The organism is Kibdelosporangium phytohabitans (assembly GCF_001302585.1).
Lineage (GTDB): Bacteria > Actinomycetota > Actinomycetes > Mycobacteriales > Pseudonocardiaceae > Kibdelosporangium > Kibdelosporangium phytohabitans.
The window spans coordinates 5019153-5036283 of record NZ_CP012752.1 but is presented as its reverse complement, the minus strand read 5'-3'; the positions used below and the strand labels follow the sequence as shown (position 1 = coordinate 5036283).

General features: G+C 69.5%; 14 protein-coding genes. 8 read left to right on the top strand and 6 right to left on the bottom strand.

Features of this window, described 5'->3' with window-relative positions; translation table 11 throughout:
- Positions 1-26: 26 nt before the first annotated feature.
- Genes AOZ06_RS22915 through AOZ06_RS22905 form a run of 3 tightly spaced genes read left to right on the top strand, consistent with a single transcriptional unit; the run spans position 27 to position 3591 of the window.
- Complete coding sequence (locus AOZ06_RS22915; RefSeq protein ID WP_054291285.1) at positions 27-521, top strand: (2Fe-2S)-binding protein; 495 nt, start codon at positions 27-29, stop codon at positions 519-521.
- Positions 518-1504, top strand: coding sequence for an FAD binding domain-containing protein (locus AOZ06_RS22910; RefSeq protein WP_054291284.1), 987 nt, complete (start codon positions 518-520; stop codon positions 1502-1504). The genes AOZ06_RS22915 and AOZ06_RS22910 overlap by 4 nt, the downstream gene beginning before the upstream one ends.
- Complete coding sequence (locus tag AOZ06_RS22905; protein ID WP_054291283.1) at positions 1501-3591, top strand: xanthine dehydrogenase family protein molybdopterin-binding subunit; 2091 nt, start codon at positions 1501-1503, stop codon at positions 3589-3591. The genes AOZ06_RS22910 and AOZ06_RS22905 overlap by 4 nt, the downstream gene beginning before the upstream one ends.
- A gap of 7 nt (positions 3592-3598) precedes the next feature.
- Here the strand turns inward: AOZ06_RS22905 and AOZ06_RS22900 are convergent, their stop codons facing one another.
- Positions 3599-4285, bottom strand: a complete 687-nt coding sequence (locus AOZ06_RS22900; protein WP_054291282.1) for an SDR family NAD(P)-dependent oxidoreductase — start codon at positions 4283-4285, stop codon at positions 3599-3601.
- A 109-nt stretch (positions 4286-4394) separates the two neighbouring features.
- On the opposite strand from AOZ06_RS22900, the gene AOZ06_RS22895 reads away from it, so the two are divergent.
- Positions 4395-4988: a TetR/AcrR family transcriptional regulator gene (locus AOZ06_RS22895; protein ID WP_054291281.1), complete on the top strand. Its 594-nt coding sequence runs from the start codon at positions 4395-4397 to the stop codon at positions 4986-4988.
- Here the strand turns inward: AOZ06_RS22895 and AOZ06_RS22890 are convergent.
- The 3 genes from AOZ06_RS22890 to AOZ06_RS56535 all read right to left on the bottom strand — a co-directional run bounded on the left by AOZ06_RS22890 (position 4969) and on the right by AOZ06_RS56535 (position 7484).
- Positions 4969-5946, bottom strand: a complete 978-nt coding sequence (locus AOZ06_RS22890; protein WP_054291280.1) for a DNA topoisomerase IB — start codon at positions 5944-5946, stop codon at positions 4969-4971. The two genes, AOZ06_RS22895 and AOZ06_RS22890, sit on opposite strands and share 20 nt — an antisense overlap.
- 83 nt (positions 5947-6029) lie before the next feature.
- Positions 6030-7205, bottom strand: coding sequence for an ANTAR domain-containing protein (locus AOZ06_RS22885; protein ID WP_169798965.1), 1176 nt, complete (start codon positions 7203-7205; stop codon positions 6030-6032).
- A 108-nt stretch (positions 7206-7313) separates the two neighbouring features.
- Positions 7314-7484, bottom strand: a complete 171-nt coding sequence (locus AOZ06_RS56535; RefSeq protein ID WP_157233172.1) for a hypothetical protein — start codon at positions 7482-7484, stop codon at positions 7314-7316.
- Between the two features lie 323 nt (positions 7485-7807).
- Between AOZ06_RS56535 and AOZ06_RS22880 the strand changes: the two genes are divergently transcribed.
- Complete coding sequence (locus tag AOZ06_RS22880; protein WP_157233171.1) at positions 7808-11335, top strand: nSTAND1 domain-containing NTPase; 3528 nt, start codon at positions 7808-7810, stop codon at positions 11333-11335.
- Positions 11336-11411: 76 nt separating this feature from the next.
- Entirely contained in the window at positions 11412-11849 is a 438-nt protein-coding gene (locus AOZ06_RS22875; protein WP_236952345.1) for a GNAT family N-acetyltransferase, read from the top strand.
- Between the two features lie 42 nt (positions 11850-11891).
- Here AOZ06_RS22875 and AOZ06_RS22870 read toward each other — a convergent pair whose 3' ends face one another.
- Together AOZ06_RS22870 and AOZ06_RS22865 are read right to left on the bottom strand one after the other, a co-directional pair.
- The gene (locus AOZ06_RS22870) at positions 11892-15233 is read right to left on the bottom strand and encodes a S8 family peptidase (protein WP_054291276.1); all 3342 of its coding nucleotides are present in this window, start codon (positions 15231-15233) and stop codon (positions 11892-11894) included.
- Between the two features lie 239 nt (positions 15234-15472).
- Positions 15473-15691 carry a hypothetical protein gene (locus AOZ06_RS22865; protein ID WP_054291275.1) on the bottom strand — a complete coding sequence of 73 codons (219 nt, stop codon included), beginning with the start codon at positions 15689-15691 and terminating at the stop codon, positions 15473-15475.
- Positions 15692-15700: 9 nt separating this feature from the next.
- Between AOZ06_RS22865 and AOZ06_RS22860 the strand changes: the two genes are divergently transcribed.
- Positions 15701-16054, top strand: coding sequence for a DUF6086 family protein (locus AOZ06_RS22860; protein ID WP_054291274.1), 354 nt, complete (start codon positions 15701-15703; stop codon positions 16052-16054).
- Between the two features lie 79 nt (positions 16055-16133).
- Entirely contained in the window at positions 16134-17117 is a 984-nt protein-coding gene (locus AOZ06_RS22855; protein WP_054291273.1) for a DUF3558 family protein, read from the top strand.
- Positions 17118-17131: the final 14 nt, after the last annotated feature.

Sequence of the window (17131 nt, the reverse complement as noted above, 5' to 3'; positions counted from 1 at the left end):
GTCGCCATCCGGGGTAGCCGGGGTCAATGACGCCGATCACTCTGCGGCTGAACGGGCAACCGCACCGAGTCGCCGTCGACACCCGTGCCACGCTGCTGGACGTCCTGCGGGAACAGCTGGCGGACACGAGTCCCAAGAAAGGCTGCGACCACGGGCAATGCGGGGCGTGTACCGTCCTGTTGCGAGGCCGCCGGGTGCTCAGCTGCCTCACACTAGCGGTGAGTTGTGACGGCGCCGACGTCACCACCGCGGCCGGGGTGACCCACCCTGTGCAGCAGGCTTTCGTCGACCACGACGCCCTCCAGTGCGGTTACTGCACGCCCGGCCAGATCTGTTCGGCCGTGGGCATGCTGGACGAGTTCGCCAGCGGCTGGCCGAGCCATGTCACGCCGGACGTCGCCGCGACCCCCGACCTCACCGACGAGGAGCTGGCCGAGCGGATGAGCGGAAACCTGTGCCGCTGCGGGGCGTACGCCAACATCGTTCCCGCGTTGCGGCAGGCAGCGGGTGAGGCGGGATGAAACCGTTCGACTACCGATCCGCCACGAACGCCGCCACCGCCGTGCGCGACGTGGCGGCGAGTCCCGCGGCCACGTTCCTGGCCGGCGGCACCAACCTGGTCGACCACCTCAAACTGGGTGTGATCGAGCCGGACCTGCTCGTCGACATCACCGCCGTCACCTCGGACGCGATCGAGGACCGCGACGGCGGGCTCTGGATCGGCGCCGGGGTACGCAACAGCGACCTGGCCGCCGACCCGCGTGTCCGGCAACGCTATCCCGCACTGACCCAGGCTTTGCTGTCCGGCGCGTCCGGGCAGCTGCGCAACATGGCCACCACGGGCGGCAATCCGTTGCAGCGGACGCGGTGCGTGTACTTCCAAGACGTCACGACACCGTGCAACAAACGCGACCCGGGGTCGGGGTGTTCGGCGATCGGCGGTTACACCCGGTACCACGCCATCCTGGGCGCGTCGGAGCACTGCGTGGCGACACATCCGTCGGACATGGCGGTGGCGCTGTCCGCGTTGGACGCGAAGGTGCACGTGCTCACAGCCGACGGGGAACGGTCCTTTCCGTTCGTGGACCTGCACCGCCTACCCGGTGAGATGCCCGACAAGGACACCAGGTTGCAGCACGGTGACCTGATCACGGCGATCGAGCTGCCGTCGTCGCCCATGGCCGGCCGGTCGCGGTACCGCAAAGTGCGCGACCGGGCGTCCTACGCGTTCGCCTTGGTGTCCGTCGCGGCCGCATTGGACGTGGCCGACGGCGTGGTCCGTGACGTCCGCATCGCGTTGGGTGGTGTGGCGCACACACCCTGGCGTGCCTACAAAGCCGAACAGGTGCTGCGCGGAAAACCCGCTGAGGTCGCGGCCTATCGGCAGGCCGCCGAGGCTGAACTCGCCGGCGCGCGGGCACTGGACGGCATCGATGGCGGCAACGGCTTCAAGATCCCGCTGGTCACTCGTGCCCTCGTCGCCGTGTTGCGGGAGTTGTCATGACCGATCTGTTGCAACCCAAGGCGATCGGGCAGGACCACGCCCGCAGGGACGGGCCAAGCAAGGTCTCGGGCACAGCGCCCTACGCCAACGAGGCGCCCGTGGACAACCCGGCCTACTGCCACTTGATCCAAGCGGACGTCGCCCGCGGCCGTGTGACCGCGACAGACGCGGCGGAGGCCGAAGCCACACCGGGTGTCCTGGCCGTCCTCACGCCACGGAACGTCGAACGGCTCGCCTCCACTGAGGACAAAGAACTGGCTGTGCTGCAGACCGACGAGGTGGCGTTCCGCGGGCAGATCGTCGGACTGGTGATCGCGGAAACGCCCGAGGTCGCACGGCAGGCCGCCGGACTCGTCTCGTTCACCTACGCCGAGCAGCCACACGATGTCACGCTGTCAGCCGACCGCGACGACCTCTACAAGCCCGACACAGTCAATCCGAGCTTCGCCACGGACACCAGCACAGGCGACGTCGACGCAGCCATGCAAGCAGCCGACGTCACGGTGACCCAGACGTATTCCACGGCGATGTACCACAACAATCCGATGGAACCACACGCCACCACGGCGTTGTGGAACGACGGCGACCTGGTGCTCTGGGACTCCACGCAGGGCGTCCACTCGGTGCGCTCGACGGTGGCCAAGGTGCTGGGGTTGGCCAAGGAGCAGGTCCGCGTCATCTGTCCGTACGTCGGCGGTGGTTTCGGCTCCAAGGGAATGCCGCACGCGCACGTGATCGCGGCGGCGATGGGTGCGCGCGCACTTCCCGGCCGCGCGGTGAAACTGGCCCTCACCAGGCAGCAGATGTTCAGTCTCGTCGGGTACCGGACGCCGACGATCCAGCGGGTCCGGCTGGCCGCCGCCAAGGACGGGCGGCTGTCGGCGATCGCGCTCGACGTCGTCGAGCAGACCTCGCGGATCAAGGAGTTCGCGGAACAGACCGCGGTCGCGGCCAGGATGATGTACGCCGCCGCGCACCGCGCCACCTCGCACCGGCTGGCCGCGCTGGACGTCCCGGTTCCGTCGTGGATGCGGGCCCCGGGCGAGTGCCCCGGCATGTTCGGCCCCGAGGTGGCCATGGACGAACTGGCCGAGCGGCTCGGCATCGACCCGGTCGAGCTCCGGATCCGCAACGAGCCCGAGCGCGACCCGGAGTCCGGCAACCCGTTCTCCAGCCGCAACCTCGTGACGTGCCTGCGGGACGGCGCCGAGCGGTTCGGCTGGGCGGATCGGGACCCACGCCCGGGTGCACGGCGGGACGGTGGCTGGCTCGTGGGCACCGGCGTGGCCTCGTCGGTGTACCCGGCGTCGCGGATGCCGAAGTCCGATGCCACGGTTCGCTTCGAGGACGGTCGGTACGTCGCCGAGATCGGTGCCGCGGATCTGGGCACCGGCACATGGACGACGCTCGCCCTGATCGCCGCCGACGCCCTCGGCGTCCCAGCCGACGAGGTGGACGTGCGGATCGGCGACACCGAGCAGCCGTTCGCGTCCGTCGCGGGTGGATCGTCGGGCACGAGCACCTGGGGGACGGCGATTGTCGAAGCGGCGAGGGCGTTCCGTGACAAGTTCGGGCAGGACCCGCAGGACGGTGACGAGGCCCAGGGCCAGGTGCCCGAGTACCGGGCCAGCGAACGGTACGCGCTGTACGCTTTCGGCGCCCAGTTCGCCGAAGTACGGGTGCACGCGGACACCGGTGAGATCCGCGTCCCCCGATTGGCCGGCGTGTTCGCGGCCGGTCGGGTCGTCAACCCGAGAACGGCCCGTTCCCAGCTCATCGGCGGTATGACCATGGGCATGTCCATGGCGTTGCACGAGAACAGCGTCCTCGATCCCGCCACCGGGCACGTGGTCAACCACGACTTCGCCGAGTACCACATCGCGACGTGCGCCGACGCCGCCAACATCGAGGCGTACTGGGTCGACGAGCACGATCCGCACGTCAACCCCATGGGCAGCAAGGGAATCGGCGAGATCGGCATCGTCGGCACGGCGGCGGCGATCGCCAACGCCGCCTACCACGCCACCGGTGTGCGCGTACGCGACCTCCCGGTGACGCTGGACAAACTGCTGCCCGGCCTGGATTGACCCGGATCTACCAAGCCACGGTCTTGCCGTGGCGGTCGAGGAACTGCAGGCCCGGTGCGCCCGCCTGCGCTTCGAGGACGTCGGCGACGGCCGGGATGCTCTCCTCGGGCAGGAGCGGCGCGTCGGGCCCGCCGAGCTGGGTCTGGTTGTGGCCGGGGTCGATGAGCAGCTTGGTCTGCCCGTCGCCGGCGTGCCGGGTGGCGTAGCTGCGCATCAGCTGGTTCAACGCGGCCTTGCTGGCTTTGTAGAGTTCGTAACCGTCCTCGGTGTTCAGCGAGATGCTGCCCTGCTCGGACGACATCACCGCGACCGTGCCGCCGGGCGTGACGAGCTCACGGAACGCTTCGAGCACGCGCAACGGGCTCAACGCGTTGGTGATCATCACTTCGGTGAACATGCCGGTCGGGACCTGGGCGATGGGCAGGTCGCCCCGGTCGATCGCGGCGTTGACGAGGACCAGGTCGAACCGTGTGCCGGTCAGGCGTTCGCGCAGCGCGGTCACCTCCCCGGGGCTGGTCATCTCCAGTGACTCGACGGTGAGCTGCCCGTTCGAGGCGTCGGCATCGGCTCGCAGCCTGCCGCCGCTCTGCCGGGTGGTGGCGACGACGCGCCAGCCGCGCCGGGCGAGTTCGCCGGCCAGGACGAGGCCCAGTCCCCTTGACGCTCCGATCACCAGTGCTTGCCGGTCGGACATGTCGTTCTCCTTTGGTGGTAAGAAATTTGTCTAGACGCGACGTTGCGTCTAGACAATAACACGGCGCGGGCGGCGAATCGCAAGGCGAATGCCGGGTACCGTGGCTCACATGCCCGCCCCGAACCCCCGCAGGACGCACTCCGGCAACCGCCGCGACGAGCAAGCACGCCTCGCCGTGCTGCACGCCGCGGATGACCTGCTCGTCGAGCACGGGTTCAACGCGCTGACCGTCGAGGCGATCGCGCGTCGCGCGGGCGTGGCCAAGCAGACGATCTACCGCTGGTGGCCGTCGAAGGTCGAGGTCCTGCTCGACACACTGATCGAGGACACCGCCAAACGCCTTCCCGTTCCCGCGCAAGCGGCCACGGCCACGGACATCCGCGGCTACTTCCGCGGCTTCGCCCGATTCGTCACCCGCGACCCGGCCGGACAGGTCCTGCTCGCCCTCATCGCCGAGGCGCAGCACGACCCCGGCACAGCCAAAAGCCTGCACGCGCGCTACCTGGGCCCCCGGCGCAAGCAGGAACGCGACATGCTCGCGCGTGCCGTCGAGGCGGGCGAGATCTCACCCAGCCTCGGTCCTGACGCCGTCGTCGACGCCATCGCGGGCCCGGTCGTCTACCGCGCGCTGACCGGGTCGAGCGTGCCCCGCGGCCTGGTGGACGCCCTTGTCGACGACGTGCTCAGGCCTTCGCCCGGCTGAGCAGGTCGCGCACCGCCAGCTCGATCTCCCTGCGATCACCCGCGTGGTCCAGGTCGATGGTCCTGCCCGCGGCGAAGGACGTGACCACTCGGGGATCCACATAGGATCGACGGGCGACCGCCCTCGTGTTGCCGAGCTGACCGGCCACCTGGTCGAACACGGCGGCTTCGGCGCGTTTGGCCGCGGTCTTGGAACCGGGCCGCTCGGCGCGGGCGAACTCCACGGCGGCCACCACGGTCGCGTTCCACGTACGGAGGTCCTTCGCGGTGAACTCCTCACCCGTCAGCTCCTTGAACCGGGTGTTGATCGAGTCGGCACGGACCTCGCGCCACTTGCGGCCGTCGCGGTACACCAGCAGGCGGTCGGTGTCCGCGGCGGATCGCCGCAACGCCTTGACCAGCTTTGCCAGCTTGGCGTCCGCGATCCGCAGCTGCCGCTCGATACCGCCTTTCGCCGTGAAGCAGAACGCCAGATCACCCCGGTCGATCGAGACGTCGTCACGCAGCAGCGTGGCCACGCCCCTGCTGTCGTCGGAGTACTCCTCGCCGCCTGTGCGGAACACCCCGCGGTCCAGCATCCGCAGCGCGCCCGCGTGCACCCGTGCGCACGTCAGGCCGCGGTCGGCCAGGTCGGTGTCGATCGCCTCGCGGAACTGCGGCAGGTGCTCGACCAGGTCGAGGACGCGTTCGAACTTCTCCTCGTCCCGGTCCCTGCGCCACTGCTCGTGGTAGATGTACTGGCGGCGGCCCGCGTCGTCGACGCCGACCGCCTGGATGTGGCCGTTGGGGTGCGGGCTGATCCAGACCTCACGCCAGGCCGGTGGGATCACCAGGCCGGCGCACCGCTCACGGATCTCGGCGACCACGGGGCTGCCCGAGTCGTCGAGGTACTGCCAGTTCTTGCCCCGTCGCCGCCGGGTCAGTCCCGGCCCAGCCGGATCACTGCGCCGCAACCGCATAACGCACCTCCTGGGTTTCGCGCCTATCACGTACCCAGTGGGATTTCGCGTTGAACCCACCACCGGTCAGCGAAACCGGTTGCTCACCGGCCAGCGGACCTCGCGCAGCTGTGGACGTGTTCGAGCGCGTCGAGCACGACCGTCCTGGCGTGCCAGTCCAGCCAGGTGGCGATCTCGGTCGCGGCGTGCCCCAGCCGGGCGCACTGCAGTTTGGACGGCACGAAGCCGCAGTCCGCGTGATACGTGGTGACCACCCCGAAGAACTGGTCGTCGACGGTGAGCAGCGGCGTGCTCTGCGACGCGTGGACACCGGCGCCGAGCAGCACTTCCCTGCCGTCCAGATCGGTCGCCGCCGCGACGTCGGCGACGATGACGGTACCGGCTTTCTCGGCCGGTCTCGGCGGTTTCTCCGTTCCGGCGAGGTGGTCGGCGACGGCGGGCGGCAGGTTCAGCGACTGTTCCGTGCGCAGCACCTCGCCGGGCCCGTCCACCAGGCGCACCGACGCCATGGTGGTCCGCACGTAGCCCGCCGCCGTTTCGAGGAACGCGTTCAGCGTCGCGCTGCGATTGCCACGCAGATGGGGCTGCAGTTCGACGAAGGACAAGGACGGCGCGGGTCTGCGCAACCGTCCGGGGAACCAGACCGGCCCCTGCGGCGCCGACGCGTTGAGCAGCGCCCGCGCGAGCGTGTAGAGCCGGATGTTGTGGCGCTGGGCGCTGTCGCGCAGCAGGTCGAACGCGGCCGGATCGGCCAGGCGGTAGCGTTCGCGCACCACGCCGAGGGCCCGCGCGACCACCGTCCGGGTCCGCAGCGCCTCGCGCAGCCCGTAGATCTGCGCCAGCAGGTCGCTCACCACATCGGGATCCGCCCCGGCGCCGGCCTCCTCGGGTTCGCTGTGCGTGGCGCCGACGTCCACCGCCGCGGCCAGGCTGTCGTGCAACCGGAGGTTCGCGGCGACGTGCATCGAATCCAGCACTCGCCGCACGAGCGGGTTGGCGGCCACGGTGAGCAGCCGGCGCCTCTGCGAGGCCAGCCGGTCGGTGTGTTCGATCAACGTCCGGACGCCGCGGGCGCCCAGCAGTTCGACCCTGGCCAGATCGACCACGACATAACGCGCCTCGGCGGGCAGCCGGGTCCGCAGGTAATGGTCGAGGGCGCGACTGTTGTCCGCGTCGATCGCGCCGCTGATCCGCACGACCACACCACCGTCGGGCCGCGATTCGGCCATCATCCGCAGATGCGAGCCTGCACGGGACATGACGGGCGGACCTTCACGGACCATGACCGCTCCTATGCGTCGAGCACCACAAGAGCCACGCTGCTGGACCCACGAGAAACCCACCATAACGCGCCGTTCAAAGCTCCGCTACGCGAACCACTTCGCCTTGAAAACGAGCGTTTTCCGGCGCACCGGTGTACGCGTCGGCGCCGTCCGCGCGGATCGCCGCCAGGTGTGCCCGCCCATTGCCGTGTAACCAGCCGACCAGAAGTACCTGCCAAGCAACTCGACCTCCACCGGGTCAGGAGATCGAATCACGCGTACTCCTGGTCGACCGGTTATCCCCCAGTCCCCCAGGTCCCACTCCCCCATACGTCAATGTGTAGTCGCTTCGCCGTTGTCTGGTGTCGGTGTGCTTGCCAGACAACCAACGACCAGACAATGTAGGGGGCAACCGAACTGGGGGTACTGGGATGCCTAGGCCTGAGCGCCGCCTGGATCCTGACGCAGATCCGATCCAGCGCTTCGCATTCGATCTACGTGAATTACGGGAGAAAGCCGGCCGGCCCGCGTACCGGCAATTGGCGCGTTCCGCGCACTATTCGTCGGCGACATTGGCGGACGCGGCAGGGGGCCGCAGATTGCCGAGCCTCGCCGTCACCATGGCGTATGTCCGGGCGTGCGGCGGAGACGCGCGATCATGGGAGACCCGCTGGCGGGAAATCGCGCACGAGCCCGACAGCGCACTGGACAACACTCCCGATTCATCGCCGCCGTACGTCGGGCTGGCCGCATTTCACGCCGACGACACCGACCGCTTCTTCGGCCGGGACAAATTGATCAACGAACTGCGCGCGCTGGTCGCCCAGCGGCGCATCGTCGGCGTGTTCGGCGCGTCCGGATCCGGCAAGTCGTCGCTGCTGCACGCCGGGCTCGAAGGCAAATGGGACGGGCCCGCGGTCGTGTTCACGCCGGGAACGGACCCGATCGAGGAATGCGCCGTCCAGTTGGCCGCGACGATCGGCGGGTCGGCGGCGTCGTGGCGTGACGACCTCGCGGCGGACCCGGCCAACCTGCACCTGCGGATCAGACAGGCGATGGCACGCGACGAGCACGACCTCCTGCTGGTCGTCGACCAGTTCGAGGAAGCGATCACGCTGTGCTCCGAACAGGACCGCACGTGGCTGGTCACGGCCGTGATCCACGCGGCGCGGGCGGACGCCAGCCGGGTGCGGATCGTGCTGGGCATCCGCGCGGACTTCCACGTCCTGAGCGGGCTGCACCCCGAGCTGTCGGACTGCCTGCGCGGCGGCTACGTCCACGTCGGTTCGATGAGCAGCCAGGAGCTGCGGGAAGCCATCACCGCGCCGGCCATGCGCGCCGGGTACCAGGTGGAGACGGCGCTGGTGGCGCGCATCGTGGCCGACGCGGCCGGGCAGCCCGCCGTCCTGCCCCTGGTGTCGCACGCGTTGCTGGAGACCTGGCACCGCAGGCACGGCGTCATGCTGACGCTGGCGGGTTACGAGGCCGCGGGCGGCATCCAGCACGCCGTGGCACGGACCGCCGAGGACGCCTACCGCAAGCTGGAGCCGGGGCAGCGCAAGGCGGCGCGGACCGTGTTCCTCCGGCTCATCGCGATCGGCGAGGGCACCGGTGACACCAGGCGCCGGATCGGCATCGAGGAACTCGACTACGACCCGGACACCACGGCCGCGCTCGAACGGCTCACCGAGGCGCGGCTGCTCGTGGTCGACCACGCGGGCATCGAGATGGTCCACGAGGCGCTGATCCAGCACTGGCCACGGCTCGCCGACTGGCTGGCCGCCAACCGCGAGGGCCTGCGCGTCCACCGGCACCTCACCGAGGCCACCTCCAGCTGGCGAACGCTCAACCGCGACGCGGGCAGCCTCTACCGCGGCACCCGGCTCGCCCTGGCCAGGGAATGGGCCACCACCGCGCCGGACATGCTGACCACGCGCGAACGCGAGTTCCTCGACGCCAGCATCGAGGCGGACCGGGACGAGCACCGGCAGGCCAAGCGCCGCAACCGGCAGCTCCGCTGGCTCGCCGCGTCGCTCGCGATCCTGTTGCTCGTCGCGACAGCCGTGACGGTCGTCGCGGTTCGCCAACAGCACGAGGCGACGGCACAACAGCTGATCGCGCGTTCGCGTCAGCTGTCCGTGGAATCGGAGGAGATCGCCCCGCGGGACGCGGGCAAGGCGATCCGCCTGGCGTTGCAGGCCTACGACACCTCCCCCACCATCGAAGCCCGCAGCATGGTGCTCAGCCTGGCCTCGCGGTCCAGCCACACCGCGCGCTTCGCGCACACGCCGTCACCGGCGCCGGGTGGCGTGCTGAGCGCCGACCGGCGGCTGCTGGCCACGCCCGGCGAGCACAACACCCAGGTGGACGTCTGGGACGTCGCCGCACGCACCCGCCTGATGACGCTGGACACGCAGGAGTCCGGCGTGCAGGCGCCGCCGTTCAAGGCGTTCAGGTTCAGCCAGGACGGCACGCGGATCGCCGCGGCGACGCCGACGGGTCTCGTGGTCACGTGGGACATCGGCAGGCGGGCCATCGTCGACCGGTACACCGCCGCGGACGGCGCCACGAGCGTCGGCAAGGACGCCGCGATCAGCCCGGACCTGCGCCTGGTCGCGTTCGTCGACCAGGACCAGGTGCTCGCCGTGCACGACTTCACCACGCGCAAGGTGCTCGCCCGCCAGGCGGGAACGGCGTGGACGTCGTCGGCGGTCAGGTTCTCCGCCGACGGCCGGTACCTCGCCGCCAGCGGCGACGACTCGACCGTGTCCTTATGGGACACCAAGAACTTCGAGCGGGTGGTGCTGCCCACTGGCCGTTCGGTGCTGTCGAGCATCGCCTTCGACCCGGACAGCACGAAACTCGCCACCGGGAGCGTGGACGGCACTGTCGCGTTGTGGGACATCGCTTCACGCGCCCGCGTCTCGGAACTGCCCGGCCACGCCGGCCGGGTCAGCGGCCTCGCGTTCCGCGCCCGGTCGGGCACGCTCGTGTCCACGGGCGTGGACAACAGGATCATGTTCTGGGACACCGAACAGCAGACACGCCTGGCGCAGCTGAACACGGATGAGGCGTCCGGTCTCGGCGGTGTCAGCGTGAGCGCGGACGGCGAGACCTTCGCGGTGTTCACCGAGAAGGCCACCCTGCTGTACGACCGCGCCGACATCCCGTTGATCGGTCACGCCAACGCCGTCCGCAACCTGGTGTTCGACCGGCACAGCGGCAGCCTGTTCTCGCTGAGCGCGGAACGGTTGCAGGCGTGGAACACCAGCACTCGTACGGTCAGCACGGACGTCCCTGTTCCGCCGCACATCAACTCGACGTTCAGCGCGGGTACCGGGCTGCTCGCCATGGCCGAGAACCCGCGCAGCGACGTCGTCGTGTGGAGTCTCGCGGACCGGCGGAGCACTGAGCAGAAAGGCAAGGACGCCCACTCGGTCGCGCTGAGCCCGAGCACTCCGATGATCGCGGCGGACAACGGTCTCGGCACGGTCGAGCTCTGGGACATCACCCAACCCGCGCAGGCCAGCCCGTTGCCGCGACTGCCCAGCCAGAACGCGCTGTCGGGCGCGCTGGACAGCATGGCGTTCAGCCCGGACGGCAAGATGCTCGCGACGTCGCAGCAGGACCAGCCGATCCGCCTATGGGACGTGCAAACCCGCGCGCCCATCGCGGAACTGCCGGGACGCAACGACATCACGCAACTGACCTTCAGCCCTGACGGCCACCACCTCGTCACCACGGGCCGGGACGGCGCCGCACGGGTGTGGGACATCAAGAGCCGTACCCGCGTCGCCGAACTGACCGGGCACATCGGGGCGCTCACCGCCAGCTCGTTCACCGACGACGGGCGCTACCTCGTCACCGTGGGCACGGACAAGAAGACCATCGTGTGGGACATGGAGACGTACACGCCGTGGGCCTGCCTGGCGGGTCACACCGACGAGGTGCTCAGTGTGGCGGCGGGCCTGGACAACACCCATGTCGCCACGGGCGGTCGTGACAACACCATCACCCTGTGGACGATCGACCCGGCGAACGCCTACGGCCAGCTGTGCCGGCGGCTCGCGCACGACTTCCCCGGCACGTCGGGGCCACCGCCGCGGGATTGCCCGTCGGAAGGCTGACCGGACCGAGTGGCATCTCAAGAATAGCCGTCAATGGCACTTCTGAGATGCCACTTCGCTGTGGATCATGGCAGCCGTGAGCCACCACATCGTCGAGCTGGACGAGAACACCACAGAGCTGGCCTACCCGGCGCTCAAGGAACTGCGCCCGCACCTGGCCGGGCCGGCTGAGTTCGCCGAGCAGGTACGGCTGCAACGAACCGAGGGCTACCGCCTGGCCGTCGCGCACGACGCCGACGGCACCGTGGTCTCCGCGGCCGGGTTCCGGCTGGTGACGAGCCTGGCCTGGGGCCAACACATCTACATCGACGACCTGTGCACGTTGCCCGCCGCCCGTGGCCAGGGCCACGCGAGCGCGCTGCTGGAATGGGTGGACGCCGAGGCGCTGCGACTGGGCCTGACGGAAGTCCACCTCGACTCCGGCACGCACCGGCACGCCGCCCACCGCCGCTACCTGTCGTCCGGGTACGTGATCCCCGCGTTCCACTTCCGCAAGGAACTCGGCGCGCCATGACCGGAGGGCGGCCGGGAGCCGTCGCTCCCGACCGCCCGGTGCCTACTTCAGCCGGTAGGCGTTGGTGATCGTCTGTGTCACCGCGTTACCCGAACCGTCCTGAGCGGACAGTCGCAATGAGACGAACGGCGACCGGCCGAGCAACGGCGCCCAGACGTACGCGCGCCACTGCTTGCCGTCCTTGAACACGATCTGGTTGTGCCAGGTGCGTCCGCCGTCGAACGACGCGGCCACGTTGACCCGCCGGACGTCGCCGGTGACCCCGGCCGGGCGTTCCACCTCGATCGGCATCGCGGTCGGCAGCAGCCGCCACGCGTCGTTGTCCCTGCCGAGCTCCGGCTTGGCCCGCAACGCGATCAACGGGAGCGTCGCCGTGCCGTCCACGTGCGACGAACGGAACCGCCACGCCGCGGTGACCTCTTTGGACAGCTCGACAGTGGTGTCCTCCTGCCGTGTGGCCTCGACCGTCAGCGTGTAGTCCGCCTCGTCCGCGGGGACGTCGAACGCCACCGGACCACCATCAGGGAAGTGGTAGTGCGGCACCCTCGGCACGTTGGCGATTTCCTTGCCGTTGCGCGCCAACCGGGTCCGTCCCGCCGCGGCGCCGATGCTGAGCCCTTCCGCGTTCGACGCGAACACCGGCAGGATGACACTGAGGTTGTCGCCCTTGCGCACGGTTTCCGTCGAGTACTTCAGCGACGGGCCCGCGACCGCACGGTTCCACGCCTCCTGGTACCGCTTGCCCGGCTGATACCGCACGGCCGGCTTGTACTCGTAGATCTCCGAGTAGCCGCCGTTGCTGCTGTTGCCGTCCACGAGCAGTTTCTTGAACCAGACGAAATCGCCCGCGCTGTAGAACTCCTCCCGGTTCGCGGGCAGCCGGGACGCCGAGGTGAACCACCACGCGTCGTCCACGTTCTTCTCGTTGGCGTACGGCGAAGGCAGGGTGTGCAGCTTGCCCCACTGCTTGCCGCCGGTGCTGGCGTAGCTGGCGTCGACCTTCGCCAGCTCGTGATCGCGCACCCGGTACCTGGACACGTCAGGCACCTGACCCTTGCTCGGGAAACGCAGGTTGTACACGTACGGGCTGTTGTCCGTCCTGCCGTCCTCGCTCTGCTTGGCCAGCTGGGTGACCAGCATGAACGAGAAGTCCGGGACGTTCGTGGCCGTCGGCGCGACGTACGAGTAGTTGGTGTCGTTGAAGATCCTCGTCTGCCACCAGCTGTGGCCGGCGGTGCCACCACCCGCGAGCTGTTCGGTGAAGTCGACCACGTCACCGCTGGAGCGCGCGTCGGGGCGGTCGGTCCGGACCGTCACCGGCTTGGCGCCACGCCCGTCCAGCACGACCTCGGAGTTCTTGTCCACCACCACTCCTGGCGCGGGGACGAGCGTCGGATGAGTGTCCGCCCCGTCGCGCACCTCGTTGATCTGCGCCATGAAGAAGTACCGGCCCTGCGGCAGCCGCAGCTGACCGCCGCCCTCCGTGACGAAGTAGGGCACCATGACTCCGGTGTCCAGGTTGGTCACGAACACGTACGCGTTCGCGCCCTTGCCGTCCGGGCCGTTGCCCTCACGGCCGATCAGCTTGAGGTTCACGTCGAACTGCTGGCGTTCGAGGTCGGCGCCGACCAGCGTACGCACCGACGCCCCGCTCGCCGAAGTGGCGATCACCGTGCCGCCGTACGCACCACGCGGACGCTGCCCCTGTTCAAGGGTGACGGTGACGGACGCGGTACCACCCGCGGGCACAGTGACCTTGGGCTTGGCCACGGTGACCAGACCGTCGGCCGCGGGCTTACCGGCCGCGTCGCGCATGTCCGCACGCAGGTCGAGGTCCACCGGTGCAGTGCCCGAGTTGCGGTACACGAGCTCGCGGGTGACCGGCTTGGTCGCGGAATCCCACGGCAGCGAGCCGAAAGCGATCGTGCTGACGTTCGCGCCGACCTGCTGCGTGCTGACCCTGGCCACGTCGACGCGGCCCGCGCCCTGTTCGAACGGGTTGAGCCCGTCGGTCGGCTTCGCGGCGCCGGTGAGCGCGGCCTTCAGCCTGTCCCCTGCCCAGTCCGGGTGTTGCTGGGCGAGCAGCACAGCCGAGCCCGCGACGTGGGGTGTCGCCATCGAGGTGCCCGACGCGGCCATGTAGTGGTCGCCGACCGGGTTCTGCGCGGGCGCACCCGCCGCCCTCGCCGCGACGATGCCGACACCGGGAGCGGTGATCTCCGGCTTGACCGCGTTGTCGAAACTGCGCGGGCCACGGCTGGAGAAGTACGCGAGCTTGTCGGCGCGGTCGACCGCTCCCACCGTCAACGCGGCGTCCGCGCTGCCGGGCGAGCCGATGCTGGCGGGCCCCTGCTCGCCCTCGTTGCCCGCGGCGATCACGAACAGCACACCTTTGGCCGCGCTGAGCCGGTTGACCGCTTCCTCGCCCGGGTCGACGTCCTCGCTGTCCGTGCCGCCGAGGCTGAGGTTGACGACCTTCGCGCCCTGCTCGACGGCCCACTCCATGCCACTGATGATGCCGGAGAGGTCGCCGGAGCCGTCGTCGCCGAGCACCTTGGCGGCGAGCAGCCGGGCGTCCGGGGCGACACCCTTGTACTTCCCGCCGGACGCGGCGCCGGAACCGAGGATGGTGGACGCGACGTGCGTGCCGTGGCCGTGCCGGTCGGCCGGGTCGCTGCCGCCGGAGAAGTCCTTGGCACCGGCGACTTTGCCGGCCAGGTCGGGGTGCGTGGCGTCGACGCCGGTGTCCAGCACGGCGACCTTGACGTCCTTGCCGGTGAACCCGTTCCGCCACGCCGCGGGAGCGCCGATCTGCGGCACGCTCTGCTCGAGGCTGGCCCGGACCTTGCCGTCCAGCCAGATCCTGCGGACACCGGTGCTCGCGGCGCGTGGGCCGGCCACTGTGGACCAGAACTCACCCGCCTTGTCCTTGTGCTCCACCACCGCGGTCGCGCCGATGCTGGACAGCTCCCGGACCGGCGTGATCGCGGGCAGCGCGACGGCGGCCCGCTGCGGCTCGCGCTCGATGATCAGCGGAAGCGTCGGGCGGGATTCGTCGAAACCGTCCGCCAGCAACCGGTCCACTCGGAACAGCCGCTTGTCCAACACTCCACTGTGGATGAGCGCGAGCGCGTCGGACGGGATGACCGACCAGCCGGACTTGTCGCGTGAGCGCTGGAATCGTATCCGTTCGCGACCCGCGCCTGGCGTGATCGAGATGGCAGGAAGTTGCCCGGTTCGCTCGGTGACGGCGACCTGGTCACCGGTGATGAGAGTGACGGTGCGCGGCCGGCCGATCGGGCCGGGACCCGCACCACCGCCTGGGTCCGTCGATGCCGGTGCCGCGGCGGCGGACTGTGCGGTCGCGATCCCGACCACGGTCACCGTGAACAGACTGACAAGGCCACGTGCTCTTCGACGCACGGGATTACCTCCAGATGTGCGAAGCCGGGAAGCAGGTGACAACGTTGTCAGCGAGGGCTTCACAACGCCTGTGTGAAACAGATGATTCACCCGGAGTTCGATTTCGAAGTCCGAAAGTCACTTCCCGACCACCGCGACAGTAATGCACGGCTGACCACGAGTAATCGACCAAGCGGACGAAGATCACACAACCGTTCGGGCTAGTAAACGGCGTTTTCCACGGCCGGGCGATCGGTCTCGGTGCCCGCGTGCCGGCGCGCCGCACCCGGCCCCCGGGCACCGTGTCGTGAGCGGTCGTGACCGGGCTCGGCGAGGCGCGCACCCGGCTGGCCGACCGACCTGGTCGCCCGGCCGGCCGAAGCGAACTTCTTGGTCACGATCCCGGTGATCGCGTCGCGGATCGCCACGGCCGTGGTCAAGTGGGCGGAATGAGCTACGTTTTCGACGCCGGAGCCGAGACGGTATGGAGCCCCGCGCTGCGGACCGGGGAACTCTACGCCCGTTTCCTGCGGGAGACCGCGGCCGTGCTCGGACTTCCCACCGGCCTCGTCGAAATCGCCTCGGATATGTACGAGATCGACCTCGGTCCCTACGAGACGCTGATCGCAGCCATTTTCGAAACGACCTCCGCCGCCAGGCAGCCGGTTCTGCGCGGCCTGCTGGAATCGGTGCTCCTCCCGTCGATCGTCATACTGGACCGTGCCGGACGGCCGCTGACCGCCACCTCGCCGGAGCAGGTGGACCTGATCGCCCGCGCCCAGGCCCTTGCCATGCCGCGTTGACGGTCGTTCGCCCCTCCTCCCCGATGGCCCGGAGCTGCCATTGTTGGCGCCACAACATCATTGAGGACGTGGTGAACCGATGAGGCGGCTGTTGGGCGCGGCGATGATCGCCACGCTGCTGGCAGGGTGCTCCGGCACATCCGACACACCGGCCAGGCCGGCGAACGTCAGCGGGATGGACCCGTGCGGCCTGCTCAGCGACCAGGAGAGGACTGACTTACACCTCAGAGTGGAGCGGCAGACCGAGGACGGCCATCGGCGTTCGTGCGTGTTCCTGACGACGAAACTGCTCGACAACCCGCGTGAGTCCAGGATGGGAACACTGGAACTCACCGTCCGCGACAGCGCGGCGCCGAACCGGGTCACCGACGCCAAACGGGTCGCCGAGACCTACCGGCGGGAACGGTCAGCCCGACTCACCACCACTTCCCTTGACGGCAGGGAGATTCACCACGTCGGCCCGGCCCACCCGATCGGGTGCAGGCTGTTGTTCCAGGTGAACGCGACCTCGTCGCTGGAGGCGTCGCCGATGACGACCCCTCAGGGCCCGGACTGCGCCTTCCCCGACCTGACGCGCCTGCTGTCCGCCAAGCTCCCCGCCCCCGATCCAGCACCCGCACGCGCCGACCGCGATCGGCCGATCGACGTTCTCGCGCTTGACCCGTGCACCCTCATCTCCACGGACCGGAAAGCATCGATGCGGCTCGGCGACGGCAAACCTTTCACCTCGGTGTCACGCTCCTGCCAGTACCACACCCGGACCGCGACCCCGGGAAGTCTCGAATTCGTCTACGTGACCATTTCGACCTCCGGGGCGAAAGGCACGAGTGGCGAGAAACCGGCCACGCGCGCGGTGAACGAGCGGACCGCGTACGAAGAACGGAAATCCGGGGCCGGAACGAATTCGACGAGCGACTGCGAATACCGCCTCGAGGTCACCGCGGCGACGTCCGTTCACGTCAAGGGCAAGGTACTGGGGCCGGACAATCTCGAACCGGCCTGCGTCGCAGCCGCCGGCCTGGCCGCCGACATCGAACCGAAACTCCCGCTGATCGCCACCTGACCACGAGGCCTCTG

What these genes read in the sequence shown, in the direction of transcription:
- AOZ06_RS22915 (WP_054291285.1), top strand. Translation starts at nt 27, where the DNA reads ATGACGCCGATCACTCTGCGGCTGAACGGGCAACCGCACCGAGTCGCC.
- AOZ06_RS22910 (WP_054291284.1), top strand. Translation starts at nt 518, where the DNA reads ATGAAACCGTTCGACTACCGATCCGCCACGAACGCCGCCACCGCCGTG.
- AOZ06_RS22905 (WP_054291283.1), top strand. Translation starts at nt 1,501, where the DNA reads ATGACCGATCTGTTGCAACCCAAGGCGATCGGGCAGGACCACGCCCGC.
- AOZ06_RS22900 (WP_054291282.1), bottom strand. Translation starts at nt 4,285, where the DNA reads ATGTCCGACCGGCAAGCACTGGTGATCGGAGCGTCAAGGGGACTGGGC.
- AOZ06_RS22895 (WP_054291281.1), top strand. Translation starts at nt 4,395, where the DNA reads ATGCCCGCCCCGAACCCCCGCAGGACGCACTCCGGCAACCGCCGCGAC.
- AOZ06_RS22890 (WP_054291280.1), bottom strand. Translation starts at nt 5,946, where the DNA reads ATGCGGTTGCGGCGCAGTGATCCGGCTGGGCCGGGACTGACCCGGCGG.
- AOZ06_RS22885 (WP_169798965.1), bottom strand. Translation starts at nt 7,205, where the DNA reads ATGTCCCGTGCAGGCTCGCATCTGCGGATGATGGCCGAATCGCGGCCC.
- AOZ06_RS22860 (WP_054291274.1), top strand. Translation starts at nt 15,701, where the DNA reads ATGAGCTACGTTTTCGACGCCGGAGCCGAGACGGTATGGAGCCCCGCG.
- AOZ06_RS22855 (WP_054291273.1), top strand. Translation starts at nt 16,134, where the DNA reads ATGAGGCGGCTGTTGGGCGCGGCGATGATCGCCACGCTGCTGGCAGGG.